The sequence below is a fragment of the Pseudomonas sp. 910_21 genome, assembly GCF_052850735.1.
The window spans coordinates 37,751-63,123 of sequence record NZ_VXCY01000002.1 but is presented as its reverse complement, the minus strand read 5'-3'; the positions used below and the strand labels follow the sequence as shown (position 1 = coordinate 63,123).

The 25,373-nt window shown below is 63.4% G+C and carries 28 protein-coding genes and 4 pseudogenes; 20 read left to right on the top strand and 12 right to left on the bottom strand.

Going from position 1 to position 25,373, the window contains the following annotated elements:
- Positions 1–83: 83 nt before the first annotated feature.
- The 10 genes and pseudogenes from FW796_RS05290 to FW796_RS05245 all read left to right on the top strand — a co-directional run bounded on the left by FW796_RS05290 (position 84) and on the right by FW796_RS05245 (position 5,894).
- Positions 84–578 carry a GNAT family N-acetyltransferase gene (locus FW796_RS05290; protein WP_404937654.1) on the top strand — a complete coding sequence of 165 codons (495 nt, stop codon included), beginning with the start codon at positions 84–86 and terminating at the stop codon, positions 576–578.
- Between the two features lie 306 nt (positions 579–884).
- Positions 885–1,127, top strand: coding sequence for a hypothetical protein (locus tag FW796_RS05285; protein WP_346633792.1), 243 nt, complete (start codon positions 885–887; stop codon positions 1,125–1,127).
- Positions 1,114–1,431, top strand: a pseudogene (locus FW796_RS05280) (helix-turn-helix domain-containing protein). Before FW796_RS05285 ends, FW796_RS05280 begins: the two are co-directional and overlap by 14 nt.
- A 465-nt stretch (positions 1,432–1,896) precedes the next feature.
- Complete coding sequence (locus FW796_RS05275) at positions 1,897–2,163, top strand: DUF3077 domain-containing protein (RefSeq protein WP_041119867.1); 267 nt, start codon at positions 1,897–1,899, stop codon at positions 2,161–2,163.
- A gap of 115 nt (positions 2,164–2,278) precedes the next feature.
- Positions 2,279–2,581: a type II toxin-antitoxin system HigB family toxin gene (locus FW796_RS05270; protein ID WP_041119868.1), complete on the top strand. Its 303-nt coding sequence runs from the start codon at positions 2,279–2,281 to the stop codon at positions 2,579–2,581.
- 5 nt (positions 2,582–2,586) lie between these two features.
- Positions 2,587–2,958 (top strand): helix-turn-helix domain-containing protein, encoded by a 372-nt coding sequence (locus FW796_RS05265; RefSeq protein WP_325985220.1) that lies wholly within the window; start codon positions 2,587–2,589, stop codon positions 2,956–2,958.
- Between the two features lie 147 nt (positions 2,959–3,105).
- Positions 3,106–3,918, top strand: a complete 813-nt coding sequence (locus tag FW796_RS05260) for a MerR family transcriptional regulator (RefSeq protein WP_446439113.1) — start codon at positions 3,106–3,108, stop codon at positions 3,916–3,918.
- Between the two features lie 133 nt (positions 3,919–4,051).
- Positions 4,052–4,768: a polyphenol oxidase family protein gene (locus FW796_RS05255; protein WP_346633790.1), complete on the top strand. Its 717-nt coding sequence runs from the start codon at positions 4,052–4,054 to the stop codon at positions 4,766–4,768.
- Positions 4,765–5,220: a GNAT family N-acetyltransferase gene (locus FW796_RS05250; RefSeq protein ID WP_446439112.1), complete on the top strand. Its 456-nt coding sequence runs from the start codon at positions 4,765–4,767 to the stop codon at positions 5,218–5,220. Before FW796_RS05255 ends, FW796_RS05250 begins: the two co-directional genes overlap by 4 nt.
- Positions 5,221–5,312: 92 nt before the next feature.
- Positions 5,313–5,894 carry a DUF4234 domain-containing protein gene (locus FW796_RS05245; RefSeq protein ID WP_346633788.1) on the top strand — a complete coding sequence of 194 codons (582 nt, stop codon included), beginning with the start codon at positions 5,313–5,315 and terminating at the stop codon, positions 5,892–5,894.
- Between the two features lie 8 nt (positions 5,895–5,902).
- Here the strand turns inward: FW796_RS05245 and FW796_RS05240 are convergent, their stop codons facing one another.
- The 4 genes from FW796_RS05240 to FW796_RS05225 all read right to left on the bottom strand — a co-directional run bounded on the left by FW796_RS05240 (position 5,903) and on the right by FW796_RS05225 (position 8,441).
- A complete protein-coding gene (locus FW796_RS05240; protein ID WP_337153805.1) occupies positions 5,903–6,256 on the bottom strand; it encodes a gamma-glutamylcyclotransferase family protein in 354 nt (117 codons plus the stop codon).
- A 31-nt stretch (positions 6,257–6,287) separates the two neighbouring features.
- On the bottom strand, positions 6,288–7,382 hold the full coding sequence (gene ddlA / locus FW796_RS05235) for a D-alanine--D-alanine ligase (RefSeq protein ID WP_346633787.1): 1,095 nt from the start codon (positions 7,380–7,382) through the stop codon (positions 6,288–6,290).
- A gap of 43 nt (positions 7,383–7,425) precedes the next feature.
- Entirely contained in the window at positions 7,426–7,905 is a 480-nt protein-coding gene (locus FW796_RS05230) for a GNAT family N-acetyltransferase (protein WP_346633786.1), read from the bottom strand.
- A 74-nt stretch (positions 7,906–7,979) separates the two neighbouring features.
- Positions 7,980–8,441 carry a LysE family translocator gene (locus FW796_RS05225; RefSeq protein ID WP_446439111.1) on the bottom strand — a complete coding sequence of 154 codons (462 nt, stop codon included), beginning with the start codon at positions 8,439–8,441 and terminating at the stop codon, positions 7,980–7,982.
- A 238-nt stretch (positions 8,442–8,679) separates the two neighbouring features.
- Here FW796_RS05225 and FW796_RS05220 point away from each other — a divergent pair, with 238 nt between their 5' ends.
- The 4 genes from FW796_RS05220 (at position 8,680) to FW796_RS05205 (ending at position 13,060) form a co-directional block, all read left to right on the top strand.
- The gene (locus tag FW796_RS05220) at positions 8,680–9,489 is read left to right on the top strand and encodes an AraC family transcriptional regulator (protein WP_346633784.1); all 810 of its coding nucleotides are present in this window, start codon (positions 8,680–8,682) and stop codon (positions 9,487–9,489) included.
- An 80-nt stretch (positions 9,490–9,569) separates the two neighbouring features.
- Entirely contained in the window at positions 9,570–9,956 is a 387-nt protein-coding gene (locus tag FW796_RS05215) for a cupin domain-containing protein (RefSeq protein WP_346633783.1), read from the top strand.
- Positions 9,957–10,214: 258 nt separating this feature from the next.
- A complete protein-coding gene (locus tag FW796_RS05210; RefSeq protein WP_346633782.1) occupies positions 10,215–10,829 on the top strand; it encodes a biliverdin-producing heme oxygenase in 615 nt (204 codons plus the stop codon).
- Positions 10,826–13,060: an ATP-binding protein gene (locus FW796_RS05205; protein WP_446439110.1), complete on the top strand. Its 2,235-nt coding sequence runs from the start codon at positions 10,826–10,828 to the stop codon at positions 13,058–13,060. The genes FW796_RS05210 and FW796_RS05205 overlap by 4 nt, the downstream gene beginning before the upstream one ends.
- 36 nt (positions 13,061–13,096) lie before the next feature.
- Here FW796_RS05205 and FW796_RS05200 read toward each other — a convergent pair whose 3' ends face one another.
- Entirely contained in the window at positions 13,097–13,996 is a 900-nt protein-coding gene (locus FW796_RS05200; RefSeq protein WP_446439109.1) for a LysR substrate-binding domain-containing protein, read from the bottom strand.
- A gap of 102 nt (positions 13,997–14,098) precedes the next feature.
- Here FW796_RS05200 and FW796_RS05195 point away from each other — a divergent pair, with 102 nt between their 5' ends.
- The gene (locus FW796_RS05195) at positions 14,099–15,028 is read left to right on the top strand and encodes a DMT family transporter (protein ID WP_346633780.1); all 930 of its coding nucleotides are present in this window, start codon (positions 14,099–14,101) and stop codon (positions 15,026–15,028) included.
- 7 nt (positions 15,029–15,035) lie between these two features.
- Here the strand turns inward: FW796_RS05195 and FW796_RS05190 are convergent, their stop codons facing one another.
- A complete protein-coding gene (locus tag FW796_RS05190) occupies positions 15,036–16,442 on the bottom strand; it encodes an MFS transporter (protein WP_346633779.1) in 1,407 nt (468 codons plus the stop codon).
- Positions 16,443–16,539: 97 nt separating this feature from the next.
- Between FW796_RS05190 and FW796_RS05185 the strand changes: the two genes are divergently transcribed.
- A complete protein-coding gene (locus FW796_RS05185; RefSeq protein WP_446439108.1) occupies positions 16,540–17,424 on the top strand; it encodes a LysR family transcriptional regulator in 885 nt (294 codons plus the stop codon).
- 7 nt (positions 17,425–17,431) lie between these two features.
- Here the strand turns inward: FW796_RS05185 and FW796_RS05180 are convergent, their stop codons facing one another.
- Together FW796_RS05180 and FW796_RS05175 are read right to left on the bottom strand one after the other, a co-directional pair.
- On the bottom strand, positions 17,432–17,938 hold the full coding sequence (locus tag FW796_RS05180) for a YbaK/prolyl-tRNA synthetase associated domain-containing protein (protein ID WP_346633777.1): 507 nt from the start codon (positions 17,936–17,938) through the stop codon (positions 17,432–17,434).
- 69 nt (positions 17,939–18,007) lie between these two features.
- Positions 18,008–18,910, bottom strand: a complete 903-nt coding sequence (locus FW796_RS05175) for a LysR family transcriptional regulator (protein WP_346633776.1) — start codon at positions 18,908–18,910, stop codon at positions 18,008–18,010.
- A 95-nt stretch (positions 18,911–19,005) separates the two neighbouring features.
- Here FW796_RS05175 and FW796_RS05170 point away from each other — a divergent pair, with 95 nt between their 5' ends.
- Entirely contained in the window at positions 19,006–20,088 is a 1,083-nt protein-coding gene (locus FW796_RS05170) for an SDR family oxidoreductase (RefSeq protein ID WP_446439107.1), read from the top strand.
- Position 20,089: 1 nt separating this feature from the next.
- On the opposite strand, the gene FW796_RS05165 is transcribed toward FW796_RS05170, so the two are convergent.
- Positions 20,090–20,695 (bottom strand): flavin reductase family protein, encoded by a 606-nt coding sequence (locus FW796_RS05165; RefSeq protein ID WP_446439106.1) that lies wholly within the window; start codon positions 20,693–20,695, stop codon positions 20,090–20,092.
- Between the two features lie 162 nt (positions 20,696–20,857).
- On the opposite strand from FW796_RS05165, the gene FW796_RS05160 reads away from it, so the two are divergent.
- From FW796_RS05160 to FW796_RS05150, 3 genes are all read left to right on the top strand, one after another.
- Entirely contained in the window at positions 20,858–21,631 is a 774-nt protein-coding gene (locus FW796_RS05160; protein WP_346633773.1) for an SDR family oxidoreductase, read from the top strand.
- Positions 21,632–21,740: 109 nt separating this feature from the next.
- Positions 21,741–22,646 (top strand): LysR family transcriptional regulator, encoded by a 906-nt coding sequence (locus FW796_RS05155; protein WP_446439105.1) that lies wholly within the window; start codon positions 21,741–21,743, stop codon positions 22,644–22,646.
- A gap of 57 nt (positions 22,647–22,703) precedes the next feature.
- On the top strand, positions 22,704–23,231 hold the full coding sequence (locus FW796_RS05150; RefSeq protein ID WP_346633771.1) for a GNAT family N-acetyltransferase: 528 nt from the start codon (positions 22,704–22,706) through the stop codon (positions 23,229–23,231).
- Between the two features lie 57 nt (positions 23,232–23,288).
- On the opposite strand, the pseudogene FW796_RS05145 reads toward FW796_RS05150, so the two are convergent.
- The 3 pseudogenes from FW796_RS05145 to FW796_RS05135 all read right to left on the bottom strand — a co-directional run.
- Positions 23,289–23,723: pseudogene (locus FW796_RS05145) on the bottom strand (methyl-accepting chemotaxis protein); the annotation flags it as partial.
- 108 nt (positions 23,724–23,831) lie between these two features.
- Positions 23,832–24,605, bottom strand: a pseudogene (locus FW796_RS05140) (PAS domain-containing protein); the annotation flags it as partial.
- Positions 24,606–24,795: 190 nt separating this feature from the next.
- A pseudogene (locus FW796_RS05135) lies at positions 24,796–25,227 on the bottom strand (methyl-accepting chemotaxis protein); the annotation flags it as partial.
- Positions 25,228–25,373: the final 146 nt, after the last annotated feature.

The window sequence follows — 25,373 nt, the reverse complement described above, 5'->3', positions numbered from 1 at the left end:
TATGCAAAATTTTGCGGCGGTCTGTGTCTGACCCGGCCTGGGGATCTGCCCTAGCATCGTCCCTGTCCACCGAGGAACCGACGATGAACGAAATTGCAGCCGACCTAGATATCCCAGGCCTGAGTCCACGACGCCTGACGCCCCAGGACCTTGAACTGATCTGCCGCCATCGCCAGGCGATGTTTCTCGATGCGGGTAAGGATCTCTGCACCTTGCAAGTAATGACCGAGCACTTTCACCCCTGGTTGCGTGAACGCCTGGAGGACGGCCGCTACTACGGCTTCGCCCTGATGGACGCCGAGCAGAGCGTGGCCAGCATCGGCCTGATGAGCATCGACTGGCCGCCCCACCCTTCCCATCCGACCCAGGATCAACGCGGCTACGTGCTCAACGTCTACGTCGAACCGGCCTACCGGCGGCGCGGCCTGGCTTCGGCGCTGATGAAACTGGCAGAGGCCGAGTTCAGCCAGCGCGGGCTGGGCTTTGCTGTGCTGCATGCGACTGAGGCTGGCAAGCCGCTGTATCAGGGGCTGGGTTGGGCGGCGACCAGTGAAATGGCGAAGGTGTTGGAGGGTTGAGTGAGCGGCTTCGAATCATGGAACCGCCCTGAGCAGAGTTGCCCGGGTTTCAGGTCATGCAAAAGGTGACATCGGGGGCATGGATCACACACAAGAAAACGAATGGGCTGACTGGAAATCAGGACTCCGCTCATTGGAGTTGCAACTCCACGTTCTTAATCTTTCAGGAGTCATCTCCTAGCACCCACCATTGCCGCAAGGTACGTCAAAGACGTAAAACCCTCCCGCATGCTGGCGATCATAGAATCTCCGCTGTTTTCCAGACTCTGGCCCGATTACTGGTCCGAAGAAGAGCGTGGAGCGTTCATGACATTTCTTGCCAGCGACCCAGAGCCCGGCGTTGTCATCCCGGGTTCTGGCGGTTGCAGGAAAATCAGATGGAGCGTTGATGGACGTGGAAAAAGTGGCTCGGTGCGGGTCATCCATACCACCCAGCTCGCATGCGGAGCCCTGGTTGCGCTGGTGATCTATGGCAAAGGCGCTACCGAAAACATTCCAGCACCTGTTCTACGCAGAATTGCGAAGGAGATGAATCATGCCCCTTACTGAAAAAGAACTATTGGAGCGCGATGCCAAGCGCAATATCGGCCTGGAGCTTCTGGACGCGATCATCGATGTCAAAGCCGGCCGGCATGGCCATACCCATAGCATTCCGCTCACCAAGGCCGCCGAAGCGCGCGGTAAAACCGGGTTGTCGTAACCCAAGTTTGCCCAACTGCTTGGCGTCTCGGTAAGGACCCTTCAGGAGTGGGAGCAAGGTCGGCGCTCGCCTTCCGGAGCGGCCCGTTCATTGCTGCATATCGCGATGCTCAGGCCCGATGTGTTTCGTGAGGTGCTGGCACAACCTCTGTAGCCGCTGCGGCAGGCTGCGATAAGGACCGAAGGGCCTTCGGCGCCTGGGAGATCGCTGCGACCGTTCCGATCGTTCGCAGCCTGCGGCAGCGGCTAAAGGGTTGGTTCACAAAATGTCGCAGTAATGCCGTTGCGGCGCCCCCTAGTCCAACCTATGGTTCGACCGTCGCTGCAAAATCAGCGAACAGGCTTGGCGGCCTGATAGAATCGAGGCGCAACAGCGCCCCCACCAATCATGCAGGCGCTTTTTTTGCGCCCGCATACCTGCGTTATGGCGGGTTGCGTGGGAGAACCTTCGGGTTCGCCGGTTCCTTGATTCCCGGTCCGCCAATCCTGCGCAATCCGCCACCCTGATCTGCTTGGCGGCAGACGGTGACGGTCCTTCGAATCAAGGAGTCGTGACCATGAACTGCTTCTGCAATCTGCTTCCCCAACACCTCCCGTCACACAAAACCGGAGGTGCCCGATGACCACTCAATCGCCCCTGACTACCCTCGGTGAAATCCGCTTTTCCCACTGCGGCGAACACTCGTATCCGCTGTTTCGGGTGAATGCCGACGTGCCGATCAACGACGCCCTGGAACACGCCTCGACCCTGTTGCATCTGGCAAAGCAATTCACCCTGGAGGCGGCCATGGAGCCCCGGTGCGACCGCTATGCTTGGGCGGCACACTACCTGGCGGAGATGGGCAAGGCACTGATGGACGACGTGCACGCCACGCTCTCTGCATGACCTGATCGTCACCGAGCCGACGTCGCCTGCGCGGGCAGATCCAGCGATCTGCCCGTACATCGCCTGATGCACTTGGTGACTTGTTTAAGTCCCATGACGGGACTAGGATCGCGCCATGAGAATTATTGCAGTCAGTCAGTTGAAGGCCTTCTGGGAGAAGTACCCGGATGCAGAGCAGCCTTTACTGGCTTGGATCGATGAAGCAAGGAATGCCGAGTGGTCCAACCCTGCGCAGATCAAGGAGCAGTATCGCAACGCAAGCATTCTCAAAAGCCGCAGGGTGGTCTTCAACATCAAGGGCAACGAGTATCGGCTGGTCGTTGCCGTGGCCTATCGTTTCGGCGCGCTGTACATCAAGTTCGTAGGCACCCACCGGCAGTACGACGCCATTGATGCCGACAGCGCAGACATGGAGTAACCCAGATGAACATCCGCCCTATCCACACCGACCAGGACTACCGCGCCGCGCTGAAAAGCGTCTCGCCCCTGTTCGACAACGAACCGCAGCCCGGAACACCTGAAGGCGATTACTTCGACGTGATGATCACCCTGATCGAGGCGTACGAAGCCAAACAGTTTCCCCTGGACCTGCCCAACCCGATCGAGGCGATCAAGTTCCGCATGGAACAATCCGGGTTGTCTGCCGCCGACCTGGCCCCCGCCATCGGCCGCACCAACCGCGTCTACGAAGTGCTCAACGGCAAGCGCGCGCTGACCCTGCCCATGATCTGGAAACTGCACCAGCTGTTCGGCATTCCCGCCGAGAGCCTGATCAAGCCGACCAAGTCGTCCTGAGCCGGGGCCTCATCGCCTGGCGCTGCATGGCAGGCAGTAACAAGACCCGATTGGGAGGGCACGTCGCCGGCGTTGAACCAGGACTTGAGCTTGCCCTTGGGTAAACCCTCAGACTGCCGTCCAGCCCCACCACCCAAAGGACGCTCCATGCTCACCATCGGACAAATGGCCCGCTGCCACAGCCTCACCACCAAAACCCTGCGCCACTACGACAGCATCGGCCTGTTCACCCCGGCCCTCACCGGCCGTGACAACGGCTATCGCTACTACAGCCCGGAGCAGATCGTGACCCTGGGCCGCATCGTCTGGCTGCGGCAACTGGGCATGTCCCTGGAAGACATCCGCGCCCTGGCGGATCAAGGTGGCCTGGACAGCGTGCTGCACATGCAGCAATCACTGCAGAACCACGCCCGGCATCTGGAAAGCGAGATTGCCCGCAGCCAGAAGGTGCTCGGCCATCTGCAACGCTATCTGGCGCAACCGCAACGCCAGATTCCTGCGCCGCAAACGCCGGAAAAAGTGCTCTTGGCGCCGCTGCGGATCATCGGCATGGCCTGGCAGCAGGATGATCCGGGCTCCATCGCCGAACTCTGGCAACGCTTCGAACCCCGTGAGCAGGAGATCCAGCGATTGGCCGACCCCGTTGGCACTTACGGTATCTGCCAACCCCTGAACGACGGCCACTGGCGCTACATAGCCGGCTTGCCGGTGGCGGCCGACGCGCCCTTGGTGCCGGGCATGGTGGAGTTGCAAATCCCCGGCCGCCACTACGCCAGGGTCGAGCATCACGGCACGGTGCAAACCTTGCCGGAAACCTTCCGCGCCGCCTACAGCGAGTGGCTGCCTGCGGCCGGGCTGCGGCCCATCGAAGCCCTGGAATTCGAGTACAGCGGCGAACGCTTTCTCGGCCCCATGAATCCCCACAGCGTGGTGGAGCTGTATATCCCGTTGAGCGCCTGAAACGCCCGGCAGACGGGCCCGCACTGGGACGACCGCTGGTCTGGCACCCTGCCCGGGCCAGTCGTTGTCAGCAAAAGTACCGCAGATGCCGTTATGCTCTGCAACCATTCCCAGGTAACCGAGCGAAGGCCCGATGAGTTTCCAGGCAGGTGTGTTGCAGCAGATAACCGGTATCCGTCATGACTTTTCCATCGTGGGCGCTGCCCTGCCGGCCAATCTGTTCTTCTGCTCCCAGGTCCACAGCGGCGAAGTGGTCGAAGCCAGTACCACCCTGCCCAGCGGCATCATTCGCGGCGACGCGGTGCTGACCCGCTCGAGCCGGCCGATTGCGGTGGTCACCGCCGATTGCCTGCCGATGCTGATCAGCAGCCACGATGGCGCCTGGGTGGCAGCGGTGCACGGCGGCTGGAAAGGCCTGCACGGCGGGATCATTGCCAATGTGCTGGAACACTTCGCCGCCCGGGGCATCGGCGTGCATCAATTGCGCGTGGCCATCGGGCCGTCGATCAAGCCTTGCTGCTATGAAGTCAGCGCGGATTTCGTCAATCACCTGTCTGCCAGCCAAGGCCATCTGTGGCCCGCAGCGCAGGCCCCCTGGAGTCGTCAGCAACCGGCCCCATTGCTGCCGCCCGAGATCACCCCGCCGCAACCCACTCAGGAGGGTTCACTGTGGTTCGACCTGAGCCGCTATGCCCTGTACTTGCTGCGTGCGGCCGGGGTGAATGATGAACAGGTCGAGTTCAGTCCGCTGTGCACCTACTGCTCGACCCCGAAGCTGGCCAGCTACCGGCGCCGGGGCCATCGAGGTGACGAGAAGGCCTTTCAATACTCCTGGATTGCCCGCACATGAGCCCGGCGATTGCATTGCTGGCCACCACCGTGAACGATCTGGAAACCCTAGTAAAAATGCGTATAACGGCCATGCGCGACAGCCTGGAACGCATCGGACGCTTCGACCCGCAGCGCGCCCGAGAACGCTTTGTGGCAAGTTTTGCTTGCGAACGATGCGAATTCATCTGTCTCAACGGACAGCATGTAGGCTTCATTCAGAGCCAAGCCTATAGCGATCATTTGCTTTTGCAGCACCTGTACGTCATGCCTGATTTTCAGGGGCAGGGCATCGGCGAGAAGGCCTTGAAACCGCTGATTGATCGATCAACCCTGGAACAGTTGCCGATCCGCCTGGATGCTCTGCGTGGCAGTGACTCGAATCGTTTTTATCAACGCCTGGGTTTTGTTCAGGCCAGTGAAAGCGAATGGGATATTCATTACCTTCGCCCGGCAGATCCGCTGGGTCGTTGAGGCATCCTACGCAGACCTGCCTGAATGCCAGTAGGCGTCCCCCCGAGCGGCGCTAACAATGCCGCTTCTTCAGACCCAACCAAGGAGTGCCCGTGTCTGACAACCTCTATGCCCCGCCCAAGGCGGAACTAGTCACCCCTGATGCCCAAGCGCCGCTACAGCCCTTCTATGTGGTGTCCCGGGTCAAGTTCATCACCCTGTACATCGTCACTTTCGGCATCTACCAAGTGTATTGGGCCTACAAGAACTGGCATCAATTCAGGCATGCCAGCGGCCAGGAGCTGTGGCCGGTGGCCCGGGCCTTCTTTGCCATCTTTTTCACCCACGCGCTGTACCGCGAAGCCGATGCACAGCTCAAGCGCGACGGCCGTAGTCATGACTGGCGGCCCGGTGAGCTGGCAACCCTGTTTGTAGTGGGGCTAATCATCAACAACGTGGTGGATGCGCTGTCGCGCAAGAACATCGGCTACCCGGTGACCGACATCGCCAGTCTGGCGCTGCTGCCCGTTCTGGCGTGGATCACCTGGCTCGGCCAGCGGGGTCTGAATGCTGCAGCGGGCGATCCCGAGGGTCGCAGCAACGCCCGCTTCACACCGATCAACTATGTGTTCATCGTGCTCGGGGCGCTGCTGCTGGCGCTGGCTTGCATCGGGGTGATGCTGCCACCGGAATGAGCCCGGAATCAGGCGCTGACGTAGACCCAGGCTTCGATCCCGGAGGCCAGGGTCACGCTGACCCGCTTGTAGTCCGAGACTTCATAGCTGTCGGCCGCCGCCAGCTCCTTGGGCGTGATGCGAAACACCGTGCCGGCGATCGGCGCGCTGTCTGCCGACCCCGGGCGCAGGATCGGGTGATGGGTCTTGCCGCTGGCAGCCAGGACGTCGGGGTCGGTGATTTCCACCCAGCTCTGCTCGTAACCAAGCATCGCGTCCTTGCTGCCCTGTAGCTCACGGCCGAAGTTGGCCAGTTGAACCGCTTTGTCCTGCAAAGTGCCGTAGGAAAAAAGAAAAACCGATGCTTCTGTTACCACGCTCATCCGTTACTTCCCTAGTCAATTGAGCCCCACCTCAGCGGGTGATTTTCAAGGTTTGGCGCTCGCCATGACGCTCCAGGGCCAGCTCGATCAGCCGGCTGACCAGCTCGCTGTAGCTCATGCCGGCGGCCTGCCAGAGTTTGGGGTACATGCTGATACGCGTGAACCCCGGCAGGGAATTGATTTCATTGATCAGCACTTCACCACTGTCGGTGAGAAACACGTCAACCCGGGCCAGCCCGGAGCAACCCAGCACCTGAAATGCCTCGATGGCCAGGGCCTGAATCCGCTGGCTATCAGCCGGGCTGATCGCCGCCGGTACCACCACCTGGGCCGCCTGCTCGTCGATGTACTTGCTGTCATAGGAATAGAAACCCTTGCTGACCACGATCTCGCCACAGCCACTGGCAAGCGGCTGGTCATTGCCCAGCACTGCGCATTCGATTTCCCGTCCGCGCACTGCCGACTCCACCAGCACCTTGTGGTCAAAGCCCAGCGCCAGCTCCACAGCGGCCAGATAATCGGCTTCGTTTTCGACCTTGCTCACCCCCACCGACGAGCCCTGGTTCGCCGGTTTGACGAACAGCGGCAGGCCGAGCTTGTCCCGGACCTGAGCAAAACCGTAGCGGCCACGACTGGCTCGGGTCAGGGTGATAAACGGCGTAACCGCCAGCCCGGCATCGCGCAGCAGGCGCTTGCTGATGTCCTTGTCCATGCACACCGCCGAGCCCAGCACATCGGAGCCGACAAAGGGCAGGTCGGCCATGCGCAACAAGCCCTGCAGGCAACCGTCTTCCCCCAGGGTGCCGTGGACGATGGGGAAGATCACATCGACATGCCCCAACAGTTCCTGGCTGGAGGTCTCCACCAGTTGCTGGCTGGCCTTGCCCGGTACCACCGCCAGTTCGCGGTTGGATTGGTTGAGGGCGATCAGTGCAGGGTTTTCCTGGTTGATCAGAAAGTTCGAGGTGTCATTGAGGTGCCAGTGGCCCTGCTTGTCGATGCCGATCAGCACCGGCTCGAAACGCGAGCGATCCAGGGCATCGACGATGTTGCGCGCCGACTGCAGCGACACTTCGTGTTCGGCCGAACGGCCACCAAAAATAATTCCGACCCGCAACTTGCTCATAAATGGTTTCCGTTGAAAAAGTGATTGCTGACGGCTGTTGGTTTCAGCTGGGGCTGTAGCGCAAATGGATCAGCGCCACCCGCTCCTGCTCCTTGTTCTTGCGCTCTTCGATGGCGAACGGCACAAAACCCAGCTTCGGATAGAGCAGCAACCCCGCCACGTTGCTGTTGAAGCACGACAGCGTCACCTCGCAGGCTTGGTGCTTGCTGTGGGCGATGTGGATCATCTGCCCGATCAGTTGCGCCGCCAGGCCCGCGCCGCGCACCTCTGGGTCGACGATGACATTGCCGATGGTGCAGGTGCCGCCGCTGGCCCAGCGGTAGAAGTTGGCAAAACCCACCACCTGCCCGTCACGCTCGATCACCGTCGAGTCGCTGCGCTGGGCGATGGAATCGCGCAGTTGCGCGTGGGTCAGTGGCCAGGTGGCGGCAGGAAAGAAGAAATACAACTCCTGGGGATTGCCCACGAAACTGCAGATCCGCGGAATGTCCGCCTCTGCCACCGGGCGAAAAACAACAGCCATGTTCAGTCTCCTGATACGGGGACGGGTCGTCCTTGTTGGGGGGCGTATCCTGGCCAGCGCAAGGCGCCGGCCGTTCAGCGGTTGGCCAGCAGATGCCCGCCAAACAGCACATAACAACCACCGGCCAGACGGTCCAGCCAGCGACGGGCCCGGGCGTAGAACCCGGCCACCCGGCTGCTGGCGAAAAACAGCGCCACGCAGCAGTACCAGGACAGCGACAGGCCGGCCATGGTCAGCACTGCCAGCCCAAGCAGCAGAGGTGGCGGGGAAGCCGGCATCGACGTGGCAAAGATAGTGGCCACGAACAGCGCCGGCGCCGCGCTGAACAGCGACTTGATGCCCAAACCTCCCGCCAGCCCCCAGAGCACGGTGCCGCTGGCCACCCCCAAGGCGGCGAACAGACCATGGCGCCGCGAGTTGCCCGCCGCCAGTTGTGCGGTGGTGAAAAAGTTCGGTCCGGGGGTGATCACCGCCACGCTCCAGAGCAGGGCCAGCGACAACAGCGGGGCAAGGTAAACCAGGTGTGGGGCGTGCATGAGTGCGAGTGGCCGTAAAGGGGGTCCGGGGGAACGACGCTACTCCACTCGCGCCTGCCCAGGCAACCGCCGATTGGCCTCGAAACCCGGCTCAGGCAATAGGCCGCGCGGCACCGGAGCCCTCCTGCAAGGCCCCCGGCTTCCGGCATCACCGCCACGGCGTGAACCGAGGGGCAAGACAGCCAGCGCGCCCCTGAGTTAACGTACCGCCCTCGGTTTCATCCATCAGGACCGTTCCATGGCCAAACCCGCAGCTGTCACCGACTGGGTTCACCGCGCGCCGCCCGCCCGGGGCCTGGAGCGCATCGAGGCGTATTTCGCCGGCCATGGCTATGACATGCACCGCCACGACACTTACGCCATCGGCCGCACCCTGCGCGGGGTCCAGAGCTTCCAGTACCGCGGCGGCTGGCGCCATAGCCTGCCCGGCGCCACCATGGTCCTGCACCCCGATGAAGCCCACGACGGCGAGGCCGGCACCCATGACGGCTTTCACTACCGCATGCTGTATGTCGAGCCGGCGCTGATCCAGCAGATCCTCGGCGGCCAGCCCCTGCCCTTCATTACCGGCGGCCTGTCCAACGACCCGCGACTGTTCGCCGCTACCGAGGCCCTGCTGCGCGGGGTCGAAAGCCCCATGGACCCGCTGGAACAGGAAGACGCCCTGTTCGACCTGGCCCATGCCCTGAACAGCGTCTCCGGTGTCGCCCAATCGCGGCAGCGCTTCGACTATGTGGCGGCCGAGCGAGCCCGGGAATACATTCACAGCGCCCTGGACCGTACCCTGACCCTGGAGGAACTGGCGGCCCACAGCGGGCGTGACCGCTGGAGCCTGTCCCGGGATTTTCGCCTGCTGTTCGGCACCAGCCCCTACCGTTACCTGAGCATGCGCCGCCTGGACCTGGTCCGCGCGCTGCTGGTGCAGGGCCAGACTCTGGCCAACGCCGCACTGATCGCCGGCTTCACCGACCAGAGCCACATGACCCGGCAGTTTCGCCAGACCTACGGCCTGCCACCGGCACGCTGGCTGAAGATGCTCGGCCGCTGAGCCACACACGATCGTTCAAGAAACCTTCGCCCCTGGCTGTTTACCCTCAGTGCTCATTCATCACTGAGGTGGACCGCAACATGCAAAACCCTGCCCCGCAAAACGCCTACCAGAGCATCAACTTCGCCCAGAAACTCGGCCTGTTCAGCGAACACTGGACCCCCAAGGTGATCGCCGAGATGAACGACTACCAATTCAAGATCTCCAAGCTGCAGGGAGAGTTCGTCTGGCACTGCCACGCCGACACCGATGAAACCTTCATCGTGCTCGAGGGCCTGCTGCACATCGACTTCCGTGACGGCCGGGTGACCATTGGCAGTGGCGAGATGTTCGTGGTGCCCAAGGGCGTCGAGCACAAGCCCTGGGCCGAACAGGAGGTCAAGCTGCTGCTGATCGAACCCAAGGGCGTGCTCAACACCGGCGATCAGGGTGGCGAACGCACCGCCCAGAACGACGTCTGGATCTAACCCTCACCGCAGAATCCGCGAGACGGAAAAAGGAATTTCTGCCTCATTAACGGAGTCAGACACAGCAACACGTCATCGATCAACTACCCTTTGCCGACCAATGGTGCGTCAAAAACTGTACGTCGGTGCAAAAAGCACAGGTAGAGTGACGCTCTCATTTTTCTGTGCGATGGCTCTAGTGCAGGGACTACAGCCTGGTCCCGGCTTTCGATGACGCCCATGGCGCGTCCATTACCTGTTGCGACCCCTGATCCCTGAATGCCCAAACCGCACCAAAACACTGCCGCTCCCACCCTGCTTCAAGACCTGCGCGCCGGCACCGCGACCTTGCACGTAGCCCTGGAAAAACGCCTGCCGTTTTTCTCCGAGCATCTTGATGGCGCCTGGTATCGACGCCTGATCCAGGCCTACTACGGCTTCTATCAGCCCCTGGAGGCGGCCCTGCATGACAGCGGCCTGATCCCTGCGGGCTACGATCCGAGCCAACGCCTGAAGACCCCGGCCCTACGAGGGGATCTGCATGCCCTGGGCTTGAATGCAGCCAGCATCGAGGCCCTGCCCCGCTGTGAGCAACTGCCGCACCTGAGCAGCGCCGGTGCCTGCCTCGGCACCCTCTACGTACTGGAAGGCGCGACCCTGGGCGGACAGATCCTGCGCCGGGAGATGGCCCAACGCCTGGATCTCGACGCCGATAACGGTGGCGCTTTTCTGGACATCTATGGCGCGGCCACCGGCCGGCGCTGGAAGGACTTTCTCGATTATCTGGGGCGCATGCCCGAAGACGCGAAGGCACGCCAACAAGTGGTCAGCGCCGCGCAATCCACATTTGCCTGTTTCGAACGCTGGCTCGACCGCCGCGAGGTGCTGCTATGACCCCACAAGACTCCCAAGCCTTCGAAAAGCTACTGGCCAACTGCGCCAACGAGCCGATCCGCTCCCCGGGAGCGATCCAGCCCCACGGTGTGTTGCTGACCCTGTCCGAGCCGCAACTGCGCATCCAGCAGATCAGTGCCAACGTCGACATCCTATTGGGTCGGCCGGCCGAACCGCTGCTGGGTCAGCCCCTGGAGCAATTGCTGGGAGAAGCGAATGGCCAACGCATCCGTGAAGTGCTGCAACTGGATCGGCTGTTCGATGCCCCGCCGCTGCACCTGTCACTCAACGGCACGCGCTTCGAAGGCTTGTTGCATCGCCATCAGGGGGTGCTGATGCTGGAGCTGGAAATCCAGCCCGATCACCCGCAACACCAGCACCTCAAGCAGCAGACCGAGAATCTCGGGCGCCTGCTGCGGCGCCTGCAAGCGGCCAAGACCTTGCACGAGCTGTACAGCATCAGCGTCGCCGAGATCCAGGCCATGACCGGCTACGACCGGGTGCTGATCTACCGCTTCGAAGAGGAAGGCCACGGCCAGGTGATCGCCGAAGCCACCCGCCCCGACATGGAGGTGTTCAACGGCCTGTTCTTCCCCGCTTCGGACATTCCGCAACAGGCGCGCGAGCTGTATCGCAGCAACTGGCTGCGGATCATCCCCAATGCCGACTACCAGCCAGTGCCGCTGCTGCCGACCCTGCGCCCGGACACCCAGGAGGCCCTGGACCTGAGTTTCGCCACCCTGCGCAGTGTGTCGCCGATCCACTGCCAGTACATGAAGAACATGGGCGTGCTGTCGTCCATGAGCATTTCCCTGCTCAAGGACGATCAGCTCTGGGGCCTGATCAGCTGTGGCAACCGCCAGCCGCTGCTGGTGCCCCACGAGCTGCGCATTGCCTGCCAGACCATCGGCCAGGTGCTGTCGTTGCAGATCAGTGCCATGCAAGCCCTGGACATCAGTCGCCAGCGAGAAGAAAAAGTCGCCGCCCTGGCCAGCCTCGACCAGGCCATGCGCGACTCCCCCGACAGCGTCTTCGACGGCCTGGCCCAGGCGTCGCAACAGCTGCTGGAACTGACCCAGGCCGGTGGCGTGGCGATCATCGAGGACAAACAGCTGCACTGCTTCGGCAACTGCCCGCCCCAGGACGAAATCCGCGCCCTGTACCGTTGGCTGCAAGGCACCGGGCAAGCGGTGTTCGCCAGCCATCACCTGGCCAGCGTCTACCCGCCGGCGGCGAGTTATCAACAGGTCGCCAGCGGCGTCCTGGCCATGAGCCTGCCCAAGCCTGTGGATAACGGCGTGCTGTGGTTCCGCCCCGAAGTGAAGGAAAACATCAACTGGAGCGGCAACCCGGAAAAGCCCCTGGACCTGGAAAACTCAGACGCCGGTCTGCGACCGCGCACCTCGTTCGAGATCTGGAAGGTGGAGATGGCCGGCATTTCCAGCAAGTGGAGCCACGGCGACCACTTCGCCGCCAACGACCTGCGCCGCTCGGCTCTGGAAAACGACCTGGCACGCCAGGTACTGCGTGAACAACAGGCCGTGCGCGCCCGAGACGAGCTGGTGGCGGTGGTGTCCCACGACCTGCGCAATCCGATGACGGTGATTTCCATGCTCTGCGGCATGATGCAAAAAGCCTTCAGCTCCGACGGCCCACACACGTCACGGCGCATTTCCTCGGCCATCGACACCATGCAACAAGCCGCCAGCCGCATGAACAACCTGCTGGAGGACTTGCTGGATACCTCGAAGATCGAAGCCGGGCGCTACAGCATTGCGCCGCAGCCGCTGGAGGTCAGCCAGATCTTTGAAGAAGCCTATTCGCTGCTGGCGCCCCTGGCTCTGGACAAGGCCATCGACATCAGCTTTCACGCCGAGCCGGACCTGACCATCAATGCCGACCCCGAGCGGTTGTTCCAGGTGCTGTCGAACCTGGTGGGCAACGCCATCAAGTTCACCCCCAAGCAGGGCAAGGTCGGGGTGGTGGCGATGTCCGACGGCGAGCAGATCGTATTCAGCGTCCGCGACACCGGGGAAGGCATTCCCGCCGATCAGCTACCGTTCATCTTCGATCGCTACTGGACCCTGAAGGAAGGCAACCCCAACGGCACCGGCCTGGGGTTGTACATCACCCAGGGCATCATTCATGCCCACGGTGGCAAGATCGAGGCCCACAGTGAAGTGGGCAAGGGCAGCGAGTTCCGCTTCAGCGTGCCCCGGGCCAGCCTCTAGACCGCACTCCGGGGCTCCCTGCCGAGCCCCGCCCCCTCATTCAACAGATTGCGCCACCAGCCAGTCGCGAAACAGCTGGCCGCTGGCGGACAGGCGCTTGTGCCGCACATGCGCCAGAAAGTCTGCCTGCCCGGTGCGAAACGCCCACTGGCCGACGCGCTGCAACTCGCCCTGGGCCACCAACTCACTGGCCATGAAATCCCAGCCCAGGCCAACCCCCATGCCCTGCTGCACGGCACTGAACATCAGCGTCAATTGGTTGAACCCCATGGCCCCTGGCGGTGCGCTGTAGTCCAGTCCGAAATGCCGGAACCAGTCGCGCCAGTCGATGCAGTTCCAGGCTGAGGCATCCAGCTGGATCAAGGGCAGCTCGGCCAGTTGTGCCAGCGCGTCAATGGCCGGCAACTCCAGGCGCCGGCTGGCGATGGGATAGACCATCTCGGCGAACAACGGCGTGGCGGTCAGGGACGACCAGTGCCCGGCGCCGTAGAGAATGGCGAAGTCGTGCTCGGCCACGCTGGACTCGTCCATGTCGTTGTTGGCGTGGATGCTCACGGTGATGTCCGGGTGTTGTTTGTTGAACGCCAGCAAGCGCGGAAACAACCAGAACTGTGCCACTGCATGGGTGCATTGCACGGTGATGGTGTTGGCGTCGCGCCCGGCCCGCAGACGGCTGACGCTGCGCAGTAACGCTTCCAACTGGGTACTGACCTCAGCAAACAGCGAGGCACCGCTGACGGTGAGTTTCACCCCCCGGGCCTGGCGCTCGAACAGCTCGGTCTTGAGCGACAGCTCCAGGGCACGAATCTGCTTGCTCACTGCACTCTGGGTCAGGCACAGCTCGGTGGCGGCGCGGGTGAAACTGGCGCTGCGTCCCACCGCCTCGAAGGTCACCAGGGTTTCCAATGGTGGTAAATGGCGGGCAAAGCGGCTCATCAGGCATTCCCCAGAAGAATAGGTGGGTGCCTATATATCCTTTGTCCGGTCGGTCAGCAATGACTAGGCTGCGCGCTTTGATGAATCGCTGCGAGTGTGTGCATGAAACGCGGAGTTGCTTACGCCGCCCTGGCCGGCGCGGTCTGGGGCCTGGCCATTGTGGTGCCCAGCCTGTTGCCGGAGTTCAGTCCGCTGATGCTCAGCTGTGCCCGCTTCACGCTGTATGGCGCATTCTCCCTGCTCCTGGCTGCGCCCCAGGCCCGGGAGCTGCTACAACGCCTGACCTGGGGCGACGCCGCCTTGCTGGTGAAGCTGGCGCTGACCGGCAACCTGATCTATTTCATGCTCCTGGCCACTGCCATCCAATGGGCCGGAGTGGCCAGCACCGCGCTGATCGTCGGCCTGCTGCCCCTGACCATCACTCTGGCCGGACGCGCCGACGCCGACGCGCTGCCCCTGCGCCGACTGCGCTGGCCGCTGCTGCTGGTGTTCGCCGGCATCTGCTGCATCAACCTCGACACTCTGCTCACGGCACACAGCGATTCCGTGGAACTGGGCCAACGGGCCCTGGGTCTGCTCTGCGCTTTCGGTGCGTTGCTGTGCTGGACCTGGTTCGCCACCGACAACGCCCGTTACCTGAAGAGCAGCCGCTTCAACAGCGGTCAGTGGTCGACCCTGTGGGGCATCACCACCGGTCTGATGAGTGCCGTGGTCTGGCTGCTGGCCCAGGGCTTTTCACTGCCGGGTACCCAGATCGAGGCCAGCGATCAACGCTGGATGCTGTTCTGGGGCCTGAGCCTGTCCAGTGCCGTGTTGGGTTCCTGGTTCGGCAATCGCATGTGGAATGCCTCGACCCGGCGCTTGCCCTTGACCCTCAGTGGCCAGTTGATCGTGTTCGAGACCCTGTTCGCCCTGCTGTACGGCTTTATCTGCCTGCAACACCTGCCGAGCCTGATGCAAAGCTCGGCAGCCCTGCTGTTGCTGGCCGGGGTGCTGTGGGCCGTGCGCCGCCACTTGCCCCAGCCCGATTAAATCCCCCTCAGCCCTGGGCCACGGAACAGGCCGGCAAGGCCGCTGAGGCCCGGGGCAGGCGCAGCGCCAGGAGTGCCCCGAGCAAGGCCAGCAAGGCGCTGGCCGCAGTGGCCATTTCGATGCCATAAGCCTGGTTGCCCGTAGGGCTCAAGGTATTGGCCAGGGACACCAGCAACGCCAGCCCCAGCGCCCCGCCGATCTGCTGGCTGGTGGAGGCCACCCCCGCTGCCACCCCTTGCTCGGACGCAGCGATACCCTGCCCGGCCGAGACCCACATTGAGGTCCAGGTCATGCCCTGGCCGATGCTCATGACCACGATCCCCGGCAACAGGCCGACAAAACCGCTGCTGCCGGGCAAGGCCAGGTACATCATGCCGATGCCCACCGCCCCAAGCAGCAAGCCGCTGACCAGGGTCGCCCGCAAGCCGATACGCAGCAGCGCCCGCTCCGCCACCCAGATCCCGGCCGTGCACAGCAGGGTCGAAGGCAGGAACGCCAACCCGCTCTGCAACACGCTGAACTGGTAGACCTGTTGGAAATACAGGCTGAGAAAGTAGTACTGCACGCCAAAGCTGCTCATGAACAATGCGGTAATCACCATGGCCATGCGCAGTTGTGGATAACCCAGCAAGCGCAGCGGCATCAAGGGGTCCGGGCTGCGCTGTTCAAGTCGGACAAACAGCCAGAGCAACGCCAGGGACAGCATCAGGCAAGCCAGGGTCGCCGGCGCGGTCCAACCCCACTCCGGCCCCTGAACAATGGAAAACACCAGCAGAGTGCCCCCCAGGGTCACAGTCAGGGCACCGCGCAGATCGAACTGGCGACCGCGCTGGCGCGCCGGGTCGGCGGGAATCCAGCGCCGGGCCATCAGCGCGCAGGCACCGGCCAGGGGCACGTTAACCAGGAACACCGCTTCCCAGCCCCAGTACTGGGTCAACACCCCGCCCAGCAACGCCCCCAGGGCCAGCCCCGCCGCCGAGGCCGCGCTCCACACCGCAAAGGCGCGGTTACGTGCCGGGCCTTCGGCGTAGTAGGTGTTGATCAGGGCCAGGGTGGCCGGGAACAGCATCGCCCCGCCGACGCCCTGCACGGCCCGGGCCAGCACCAGCAACAGGGCGCTGCCTCCCAGGCCGCCGGCCAGTGACGCCAGGGCGTACAGGGACTGGCCAATGATGTAGAAACGCCGCTTGCCCAGCAGGTCCGCCGCACGCCCGCCCAGCAGTAGGAAACCGCCAAAGGCCACGCTGTAGGCACTGACCACCCATTGCAGTTGCTGGGCGGAGAACCCCAGACGCTGGCCAATGTCCGGCAGGGCAACAAAGACGATGGTGGCGTCCAGGGCGATGATCAACTGCGCGGTGGCCAGCAGTAACAGCATCCAACCCGACGGCTTGGTTAACGGGGTCGCGGACATCGCGAAAATCCTTGTATGAAATTAAGCGGCGGCCAGTGTCATCGATGCCGTTTAAATGATAAACAAGCCATTCTCTCTTTCAGTAATGACTTTAATCATGGATCTGAACGCCCTTCGCCTGTTGGTCCGCGTGGCCGAGACCCGCAGCTTCACCCGGGCCGCCGGCGACCTGGGGTTGACTCAATCCGGCCTGTCCCGGGCCATCTCCCGCCTGGAACAGCAACTGGGCGTGCGCCTGCTGCAGCGCAATACCCGCAGTGTCAGCCTGACCCCGGACGGCCAGGTCCTGGTGGACCGGGCAGGACCGCTGCTGGCGGAACTGGCCCATACCGAGCATCTGCTGCTGGACCGCCGGGACTCTCCCACCGGAGCGCTGAAGATCAGCACGCCCTCACTGTTCGGGCGCAAGGTAGTGATGCCGGTGATTGGCGAGCTGACCGCCCGCTATCCCGAGTTGAGCATCGAGGCGGTAATGACCGATCGGGTGGTGGACATCATCGACGAAGGCTTCGACGCGGTGCTGCGTACCGGGGTGATCAACGACCAGCGCCTGATCGCCCGGCCCCTGGCGCCCCTGCGCTGGGTAACCGTGGCGGCGCCGGCTTATCTGCAGCGCCATGGCACGCCCCGGCAACTGGCGGACTTGCAGCAGCACAACTGCCTGACCGTGCGTAACCTGCGCAGCGGCCGCCTGGGGGAATGGCAGTTCATGGACCAAGGCAAGCCCCTGGACCTGGCGGTCCAGGGACGGCTGATCTTCGACATCGGCGACGCCCTGGTGGACGCGGTGCTGGGCGGCTTCGGCATCGCCCAGTTGATGGAGTTCGCCGTGCGCGATGCCCTCGACGCAGGCCTTGTGGTGCCGGTTCTTCAGGCCCATGACGGACGCTGCCGGGAACTGTCCCTGGTCTACCCGCCCTCACGCCAATGCTCGCCGAAGCTCAACGCCTTTGCCGACGCCCTGGGGCAGGTGAGCTGGTAGCCAAGGCTCAGTCGGGGGCGGTGCTCTGGGCTTGCAGATCCTGGGTCACGTCCAGCAGACGAGGCTGGGCGATCCTCAGGTAGTCCTGGGTATCGAGCACCATGGACGCATCCAGGCGCCCGGCATTGAAAGCAACTTGCGCGTAGCGTTCGATCAGGTGCGGATCGACGATCAGCAGGATGCGCGGATCGAAACTCAGCGGTGGAATGGCACCGATCACACAACCGGTCAGTTCTCTGGCCAACTCCGCCGATACCAGTTGCGCCTTCTTGCCCCCCAGGGCCGCACCGACCTTTTTCATGTCGAGCTTCTGGTCCCCGGAGAGAATCACCAGCCCATACACATCACTCGCTCCCTTGAGACTGCAAAGCATGGCCTTGGCCCCCTGCCCCGGTTCGGTACCGCGAATCTCGGCAACCCGCGCCGACTGCCCTTCGGCCGGGTGCAGGATCACCCGATAGCGCGCCTGGTGGCTGTCAAGCAGGCTCACCAGACGCTGGAAAACTTCATGCATGTTCTGTCCTTGGAAAAGTCGCCAGGGGGTTGATTCAAGCATCCGCCGCCGCACCTGACCAGAGGCAGGCTACAAGCGCACCCGCTGCGCCAGGAAGTCGACGAACACCCGTACCCGCGACGGCACGTGGCCGCCCTGGCCGACATAGAGCGCATAAAAACTTTCCAGCGGCGCCTGGTTGAAGGCTTCCAGCACCGGCACCAGCCGGCCGCTGGCCAGGTCATCGGCGATGGTGAAGGCCGCCAGTTGCGCCAGCCCCGCGCCGTGCAACGCCAGATGGCGCAAAGCTTCGCCGTCGCTGGCCTGGACCCGGCCATTGGGCTGCAGCAGCTGGCTCTCGCCCGCCACGCCCAGGCGCCAGCCCGGCACTGCCCGGGCGTAGTCGAAGCCGAGCAAGTGGTGCGCGGCCAGATCCTCCAGGGTCTGCGGTACGCCGCAACGGGCCAGGTAGGCCGGGGAGCCGACGACAACGCCGCGGGTTTCCCCGAGCTTGCGGGCAATCAATTGCGAATCCGCCAGCGGCCCGGTACGGATCGCCACATCGGTCTGCTCCCCCAGCAGGTCCACCAGGGCATCGCTGTGCACCAGGTCCAGGGAAACTTCCGGGTACAGTTGAAGAAACTCCGCCACCAGGGGCGCCAGCACATGCAGGCCAAAGGACGCGCTGGTGTTGACCCGCACCCGGCCCACCGGGGCCCGGGCGCTGCTGGCCTCGCCTTCCACTTCACGCAGGTCCGCCAGCAGGCGCACGCTGTTTTCATAGAAGCCGCGCCCCTCCGGGGTCAGTTGCAACTGGCGCGTGGAGCGGTTGAGCAAGCGCACCCCCAGGCGTGCTTCAAGCCGCGCCAGCAACTTGCTCACCGAGGAAGGCGTCACCTGCTTCAATCGTGCCGCGGCCGACAAGCCGCCACACTCCACCACCGCGATAAAGGTTTCCATCTCGGCAAACCGGTTGATCTCGCTGCCCGCCATATGAATTCAACTCACAGATGCTGTGCCGGCCGGCAGTCTATTTCACTCAAGGGCCCGACTCTATGCTGGCGATCCCTTTATTCGAGGTATCCCCGATGAGCGTTTCAACTTCCCCGGACCGTCACTTGCTGGTGATCGGCGGCTATGGCGTGGTCGGCACCGCAGTGGTCGAGCTGATGCACCGTACCCCGGGCTGGCAACTGACCACCGCCGCCCGCCGCAGCCCACCAGCCAGCCTGCTGGACGGCAGCCCGGCACCGGCCCATCTCAGCGCCGACCTACTGGACGCCGCCGGCACCGCCCGCGCCTTTGCCGAACTGGGCAGCGTCACCGACCTGGTGTTCTGCGCCTACAGCGAGCGGGAAACCATGGCCGCCACAGTGGCACCGAACCTGGCGATGCTCGACCACAGCCTCCAGGCCCTGCGTCAGGCCGGGGCGAAACTGCGTCAGGTGGTGCTGATCGGCGGCGGCAAATCCTACGGTGAACACCTGGGGCCCTATAAGACGCCGGCCAGGGAGAGCGATCCGCGCTTCATGGGGCCGATCTTCTACAACGATCAGGAAGACCTGCTGTGGCGCGAAGCCGAACGCCAGGGTTTTGCCTGGACGGTGTTGCGCCCGGACGGAATCATGGGCCCCAGCCTCAACTCACCGATGAATATCCTCACCGGCATCGCCAGCTTCGCCGCCATCAGCCAGGCACTGAAGCTGCCGCTGCGCTTCCCCGGCAGCCTGCAGGCCTGGTCGGCGCTGCACCAGGCCACCGACTCCCGGGTGCTGGCCCAGGCCGTGCTCTGGGCCCTGACCTCACCGCAGGCACAGCAGCAGGTGTTCAACGTGACCAATGGCGATCACTTCCGCTGGCAGCACCTGTGGCCAGAAATTGCCGCTTTCTTCGGCCTGGACTGCGCAACACCGCAACCGATGCACCTGGGGGTGCAGATGGCCGACAAGGCACCGCTGTGGGCACGCATTGTCCAGGAGCAGCAGCTGCGCCCCACGCCCTGGGAACAGATTGCCGCCTGGCCCTTCGTCGATGGCTGGCTCAACGCCGGCTACGACATGGTGCAAAGCACCATCAAGATCCGCCAGGCCGGCTTTACCGGCTGCATCGACAGCCATCAGAGCGTGCTCGAACAGTTGCAGCGGCTGCGTGACTATCGGCTGATTCCCTGACTCAGGACTCGCCGACCAAGGGCAACTGGTGACCGTCAACGGCGCCACCGATGGTCAGGAAGTGCCCGCCCGCCACATGGTGCAAAGTGCGCAGCGGGTCCTGACCGTCGAAGTGCCAACGCCCTTCGCTGAACACCCGGGCATCGGCCTGGGCGGCAATCACTTCGCCAAGGAACAGGTCGTACTGCTGGTGGTTGTGGGGCTCGGGCAACAGCCGGCATTCCAGCCAGGCTACGCAGCCTTGCAGCAGCGGAGCCTCAAGGGCCTGGCCGGCAAAGGTCGACAAACCATAGGCGGTAAACTTGTCGCGGCCGGCGTGGTTCAGCTCCAGTCCGGAGCTGTTGCCCAGGCTCTGCACAATGTCCACTTGAGCGGCGCAAGGCACGTTGAGAACGAAGGTGCCCGAAGCCTCCAGCAGTTGCCGGGTCCAGGTGGACTTGTCGAGTACCACCGCCACCTTCGGCGGCTCGAAATCCAGGGGCATGGCCCAGGCAGCGGCCATGATGTTGCGCTGGCCGCCCTGGGCGGCGCTGACCAGCACGGTCGGCCCGTGATTGAGCAGGCGGTAGGCCTTTTCCAAAGGGACCGGACGACGAAATGCGGGCATGGCAGGCTCCTGAAAAAATCCGATTGTAGCCCTATCCAGCCCCCGGGCAGACCACAGCATTAGATGGATTTTCTGGATAATCCGTCCAGCCGTCGACGGCTTATCCGTACCCCTCCAGAGACTAGACTCAGCCTTCACCTCAACCGTCGAAGGAGCCGCACCATGGCTGATCATTCCTTGAACAACAAAGTCGTGCTGATTGCCGGAGGGGTGAAAAACCTCGGCGGCCTGATTGCCCGTGACCTTGCCAGCCACGGGGCCAAAGCGCTGGCCGTGCACTACAACAGCCACGCCAGCCAGGCCGATGCCGAACGCACCCTGGCGGCGCTCAAGGCCCTGGGGGTCGAGGCCCACGCCTGGCAGGCCGACCTCACCAGCGCCGCTGCCGTGGAGCGTCTGTTCAGTGAGGTCAAGGCGCGCTTCGGCAAGATCGACATCGCCATCAACACCGTGGGCAAGGTGCTGAAAAAACCCATAGTCGACATCAGCGAAGACGAGTACGACCAGATGTTTGCGGTCAATGCCAAGAGCGCTTTCTTCTTTATCAAGGAAGCCGGCAAACACCTGGAGGACAATGGCAAGCTGGTGACCCTGGTGACTTCGCTGCTGGGGGCCTTCACCCCGTTCTATGCCGCCTACGGCGGTTCCAAGGCACCGGTGGAACACTTCACCCGGGCCGCGGCCAAGGAGTTCGGTGCCCGGGGCATCTCGGTCACCGCTGTAGGACCAGGTCCCATGGACACGCCGTTCTTCTACCCTGCCGAAGGGGACGACGCCGTGGCCTACCACAAGAGCGCCGCGGCGCTGTCGCCTTCGAGCAAGACCGGACTCACCGATATCGAGGACGTGGTGCCCTTCATTCGCCATCTGGTGACCGAGGGTTGGTGGATCACCGGCCAGACCTTACTGATCAACGGCGGCTACACCACCAAGTAATCCTGGCGTTCAAGGGGTAAATTGGCCTGCCGAGCCGCTGCATCGATCGCCTCGGACGATGCAGTAATTCACTGCCGCTCGGCGTCCCCGAACCAGGATCGTTCATACGATGGATAAGCTTGAACAATACCGCGTGTTCATCCAGGTGGCCGACATGGGCAGCTTCATCAAGGCTGCCCATACTCTGGAGCTGCCACGGGCCACCGTCTCCTCCGCCGTGCAGCAACTGGAAACCGGCCTCGGTACTCGCCTGCTGCACCGCACGACCCGGCATGTGCAATTGACTGCCGACGGCGCCATCCTCCTGGAGCGAGCTCGGCGCCTGCTGGCGGATGCATCCGAACTCAGCCAACTGTTCCACCATCGCCAGGTGGACGTCAGCGGGCGCTTGAACATCGACGTGCCCAGCCGTATCGCCCGGCGCCTGATCGTACCTGCCCTGCCCCAATGGCTGGCGCAATACCCGGGCCTGCAACTGTCCCTGGGGGCCAGCGATCGCAGCATCGATCTGGTCCAGGAAGGCATCGACTGCGCGATCCGCGTCGGCAGCCTGGCGGACAGCAGCCTGATCGCCCGCCCCCTCGGGCGCCTGGCACTGATCAACTGCGCCAGCCCCGCCTACCTCGCCGAACAAGGCGAACCCCACACGCCCCAGGATTTGCAGAACGGCCAGTGGATGGTCGGTTACGCCTCCCCGGACACTGGCCGCGAACAGCCCTGGGAATACCTGCTGGAAGGTCGCGAGCACCTGCTGGGCCTGCCCAGTCGGGTGATCGTCAACAACGTCGAGAACTACATTGCCTGCTGTCGCCAGGGCCTGGGGCTGATCCAGGTGCCGCGCTTCGATGTGCAGCACCTGCTGGAGCGTGGCGAATTGGTGCAGGTGCTTCATGAACTGCCGGTGGCGCCCATGGAAATCAGCGCACTGTACCCCGACCGCCGCCATCGCTCGCGCCGTCTCAATGTGTTTATCGAATGGTTCGCCGAGCTGATCAAACCGCACCTGGAGGCTTGAAGCCGACCTGCAGAACGTGAGATGAAGGCGCCTTCAACGGATTGAGGCCACCGGACCATGACGCACCTGTACATCACCGCCCCACAGCCTGACGACGTGCATGAACTGCTGACTTTTGAAGAAGAAAACCGCGCTTTTTTCGAAGCCTCGATCAACGCCCGACCCGCTGCGTACTACTGTGCCGAAGGCGTCGCCGAGGCCATCGCCCAGGCTCGACAGGACGCCGAAGCGGATCGCGGCTATCAATTCCTGATCCGTGAAAACTCACAGCTGGTGGGACGCATCAACCTGCACCGGGTGCAGCGCCCCTATTTCAATTGCGCCGAACTGGGCTATCGAGTGGGCGCCCGTTTCAACGGTCGCGGCATCGCCCGGGCAGCGGTGGAGCAAGTCCTGCAACGAGCCTTCGGGGAGTTGCAACTGAGCCGTATCGAAGCCAACGCCCGACCGGAGAACCTCGGCTCGGTGCGCGTACTGGAGGCGTCCGGGTTCTCCTGCTACGGCCATTCACGCCGCAGCTTCCTGCTGCACGGGCAGTGGTTCGACCGTTTGCATTACGAATGCCATGGGCCGTTGCAGCACTGAGACCCTCCGCGTCCGCTGGGCCAGGCGGACGCGAAACTTGAACCCTCAGCGTGGCACTCAGTTGGACAGCTGACTGGCAAACTGCCCCACCGCGCCCACCACTTTCTGCGCACCGTCCTGGATCTCGACAATCACCGTGCCGGCCTCCGCCGCCAGGGTCAGGCCCTGCTCGGCCTGCTGCCGACCTTCGGCCATCAGTTCCACGGCCGAGCGGGCCATGTCCTGGTTGTGCCGGACCACACCGACGATTTCGTCGGTGGCCTTGCTGGTACGCGAGGCCAGTTGTCGGACCTCATCGGCGACCACGGCGAAACCGCGCCCCTGTTCACCGGCCCGAGCGGCCTCGATGGCCGCGTTGAGGGCCAGCAGGTTGGTCTGTTCGGCAATCCCGCTGATGGTCTTGACGATGCTGCCAATCACCAGGGACTGCTCGTTCAAGGCTTCGATACCGTCACCGGCCTCTTGCATGCACTTGGCCAGGTCACGCATCACGTCCAGGGTTTCGGTGACCACTGCCGAGCCGCGCTGGGCACTGGTGTCGGTTTGCCGGGAGATGCTGTAGGCGATGTCGGCGGCCTCGGCCACCGAGCGTTCCTGATTCACCTGATCAGTGATCAGGGTGGCGAACTTCACCACCTTGTAGAGTTGGCCGCTGGCATCCAGCACCGGGTTGTAGGAGGCGTCTAGCCACACGACCCGGCCCTGGCTGTCGATACGCTTGAAGCGGTCGGCGACATACTCGCCAGCGTTCAAGCGCGCCCAGAACTCCTGGTACGACGCCCCTTCATATTCCTGGGGTTCGCAAAACAGACGGTGGTTCTGCCCCTGGACTTCATCGAGGCGGTAACCCATGCACGCCAGAAAGCGCGGGTTGGCGGTCAGCACCCGGCCTTGCAGATCGAACTCGATCACCGCCGTGGAACGCAGCAACGCCGCCATCAGGTTTTCATGCTCGCAGGCGCTTTCCACCGACGCCGTCTGGTCGGTGCAGATCAAGGTGTAATGGTCGAGCCGCCCGGCACCGTCGCGAATCGGCTGAACACAGGTATGCAACCAGGCATCGCGGCCGTTGCCACGCTGCAGGCGCAGTTGACCGACATAGCTTTCATTGCGGCCCAGAGCCGACTTGAAGGCACGGTACAGCTCAGTCGCTTGTGGGTGGCGCGACACGATGCGCTCCAGGGAGTGTCCACAGAGCTGTTGGCCGTCGAGGTCCAGCACTTGAGTGAAGTTCTGGTTGATCCGGCGGATCATCCCCTCGCCATCGAGCTCGATGCTGAGCACCTGGGTTTCCAGACAGGCCTTGAACTGCTGCAGAGCATTGAGCTCGTCGCTCAAGGTGGCAAGCTGTTGCTTCAAACGTTTGTTGAACATGGATACACCGACAGACTGAGAGTGGATACAGCGATCCTCTTGCCATCGGCGCCCCGTAACCTTTCTCCAAGCCGTGTTCGGCGTTTCAGAATATTCTTAAGGCCTCTTCGGAAACATCCTAAAGGCTGTCGGGGCCGGCGAGCGCCGCCCCGGGAGGATGAGCTGTGCCCCGTCACCGGGGCCCCACGACTCAGGTCGACAGTTGATTGGCGAACTGCCCGACCGCGCTCACCACTTTCTGTGCGCCGTCCTGGATCTCGACGATCACCGTGCCGGCTTCCGCGGCCAGGGCCAGGCCCTGCTCCGCCTGCAGCTTGCCTTCGGCCATCAACTCCACGGCTTCACGCGCCATGTCCTGGTTCTGCCGGACCACGCCGACGATTTCCTCGGTGGCCTTGCTGGTACGCGAGGCCAATTGCCGGACCTCATCGGCGACCACGGCAAAACCCCGTCCCTGCTCACCGGCACGGGCCGCCTCGATCGCCGCGTTGAGGGCCAGCAGGTTGGTCTGCTCGGCAATCCCGCTGATGGTCTTGACGATGCTGCCAATCACCAGGGACTGCTCGTTCAGGGCGCCGATGCCTTCGCCGGCGTCCTGCATGTGCTTGGCCAGATCACGCATGACGTTCACCGCCTCGGTGACCACCGTGGTGCCACGCTGGGCGCTGTTGTCGGTCTGCAAAGAGGTGCTGTAGGCAATGTTCGCCGCCTCGGCCACCGCCAGCTCCTGGTTCACCTGATCGGTGATCACCGTGGCGAACTTCACCA

Excerpts from the sequence above, each read along its gene's own strand:
- FW796_RS05230 (WP_346633786.1), bottom strand. The coding sequence starts at position 7,905 with ATGGCTGTTGTTTTTCGCCCGGTGGCAGAGGCGGACATTCCGCGGATC.
- FW796_RS05220 (WP_346633784.1), top strand. The coding sequence starts at position 8,680 with ATGGCCAAACCCGCAGCTGTCACCGACTGGGTTCACCGCGCGCCGCCC.
- FW796_RS05215 (WP_346633783.1), top strand. The coding sequence starts at position 9,570 with ATGCAAAACCCTGCCCCGCAAAACGCCTACCAGAGCATCAACTTCGCC.
- FW796_RS05255 (WP_346633790.1), top strand. The coding sequence starts at position 4,052 with ATGAGTTTCCAGGCAGGTGTGTTGCAGCAGATAACCGGTATCCGTCAT.
- FW796_RS05205 (WP_446439110.1), top strand. The coding sequence starts at position 10,826 with ATGACCCCACAAGACTCCCAAGCCTTCGAAAAGCTACTGGCCAACTGC.
- FW796_RS05225 (WP_446439111.1), bottom strand. The coding sequence starts at position 8,441 with ATGCACGCCCCACACCTGGTTTACCTTGCCCCGCTGTTGTCGCTGGCC.
- FW796_RS05165 (WP_446439106.1), bottom strand. The coding sequence starts at position 20,695 with ATGCCCGCATTTCGTCGTCCGGTCCCTTTGGAAAAGGCCTACCGCCTG.
- FW796_RS05180 (WP_346633777.1), bottom strand. The coding sequence starts at position 17,938 with ATGCATGAAGTTTTCCAGCGTCTGGTGAGCCTGCTTGACAGCCACCAG.
- FW796_RS05290 (WP_404937654.1), top strand. The coding sequence starts at position 84 with ATGAACGAAATTGCAGCCGACCTAGATATCCCAGGCCTGAGTCCACGA.
- FW796_RS05170 (WP_446439107.1), top strand. The coding sequence starts at position 19,006 with ATGAGCGTTTCAACTTCCCCGGACCGTCACTTGCTGGTGATCGGCGGC.
- FW796_RS05285 (WP_346633792.1), top strand. The coding sequence starts at position 885 with ATGACATTTCTTGCCAGCGACCCAGAGCCCGGCGTTGTCATCCCGGGT.
- FW796_RS05240 (WP_337153805.1), bottom strand. The coding sequence starts at position 6,256 with ATGAGCGTGGTAACAGAAGCATCGGTTTTTCTTTTTTCCTACGGCACT.
- FW796_RS05210 (WP_346633782.1), top strand. The coding sequence starts at position 10,215 with ATGCCCAAACCGCACCAAAACACTGCCGCTCCCACCCTGCTTCAAGAC.
- FW796_RS05270 (WP_041119868.1), top strand. The coding sequence starts at position 2,279 with ATGAGAATTATTGCAGTCAGTCAGTTGAAGGCCTTCTGGGAGAAGTAC.
- FW796_RS05265 (WP_325985220.1), top strand. The coding sequence starts at position 2,587 with ATGAACATCCGCCCTATCCACACCGACCAGGACTACCGCGCCGCGCTG.
- FW796_RS05195 (WP_346633780.1), top strand. The coding sequence starts at position 14,099 with ATGAAACGCGGAGTTGCTTACGCCGCCCTGGCCGGCGCGGTCTGGGGC.
- FW796_RS05155 (WP_446439105.1), top strand. The coding sequence starts at position 21,741 with ATGGATAAGCTTGAACAATACCGCGTGTTCATCCAGGTGGCCGACATG.
- FW796_RS05275 (WP_041119867.1), top strand. The coding sequence starts at position 1,897 with ATGACCACTCAATCGCCCCTGACTACCCTCGGTGAAATCCGCTTTTCC.
- FW796_RS05250 (WP_446439112.1), top strand. The coding sequence starts at position 4,765 with ATGAGCCCGGCGATTGCATTGCTGGCCACCACCGTGAACGATCTGGAA.
- FW796_RS05175 (WP_346633776.1), bottom strand. The coding sequence starts at position 18,910 with ATGGCGGGCAGCGAGATCAACCGGTTTGCCGAGATGGAAACCTTTATC.
- FW796_RS05160 (WP_346633773.1), top strand. The coding sequence starts at position 20,858 with ATGGCTGATCATTCCTTGAACAACAAAGTCGTGCTGATTGCCGGAGGG.
- FW796_RS05200 (WP_446439109.1), bottom strand. The coding sequence starts at position 13,996 with ATGAGCCGCTTTGCCCGCCATTTACCACCATTGGAAACCCTGGTGACC.
- FW796_RS05185 (WP_446439108.1), top strand. The coding sequence starts at position 16,540 with ATGGATCTGAACGCCCTTCGCCTGTTGGTCCGCGTGGCCGAGACCCGC.
- FW796_RS05150 (WP_346633771.1), top strand. The coding sequence starts at position 22,704 with ATGACGCACCTGTACATCACCGCCCCACAGCCTGACGACGTGCATGAA.
- FW796_RS05190 (WP_346633779.1), bottom strand. The coding sequence starts at position 16,442 with ATGTCCGCGACCCCGTTAACCAAGCCGTCGGGTTGGATGCTGTTACTG.
- ddlA (WP_346633787.1), bottom strand. The coding sequence starts at position 7,382 with ATGAGCAAGTTGCGGGTCGGAATTATTTTTGGTGGCCGTTCGGCCGAA.
- FW796_RS05260 (WP_446439113.1), top strand. The coding sequence starts at position 3,106 with ATGCTCACCATCGGACAAATGGCCCGCTGCCACAGCCTCACCACCAAA.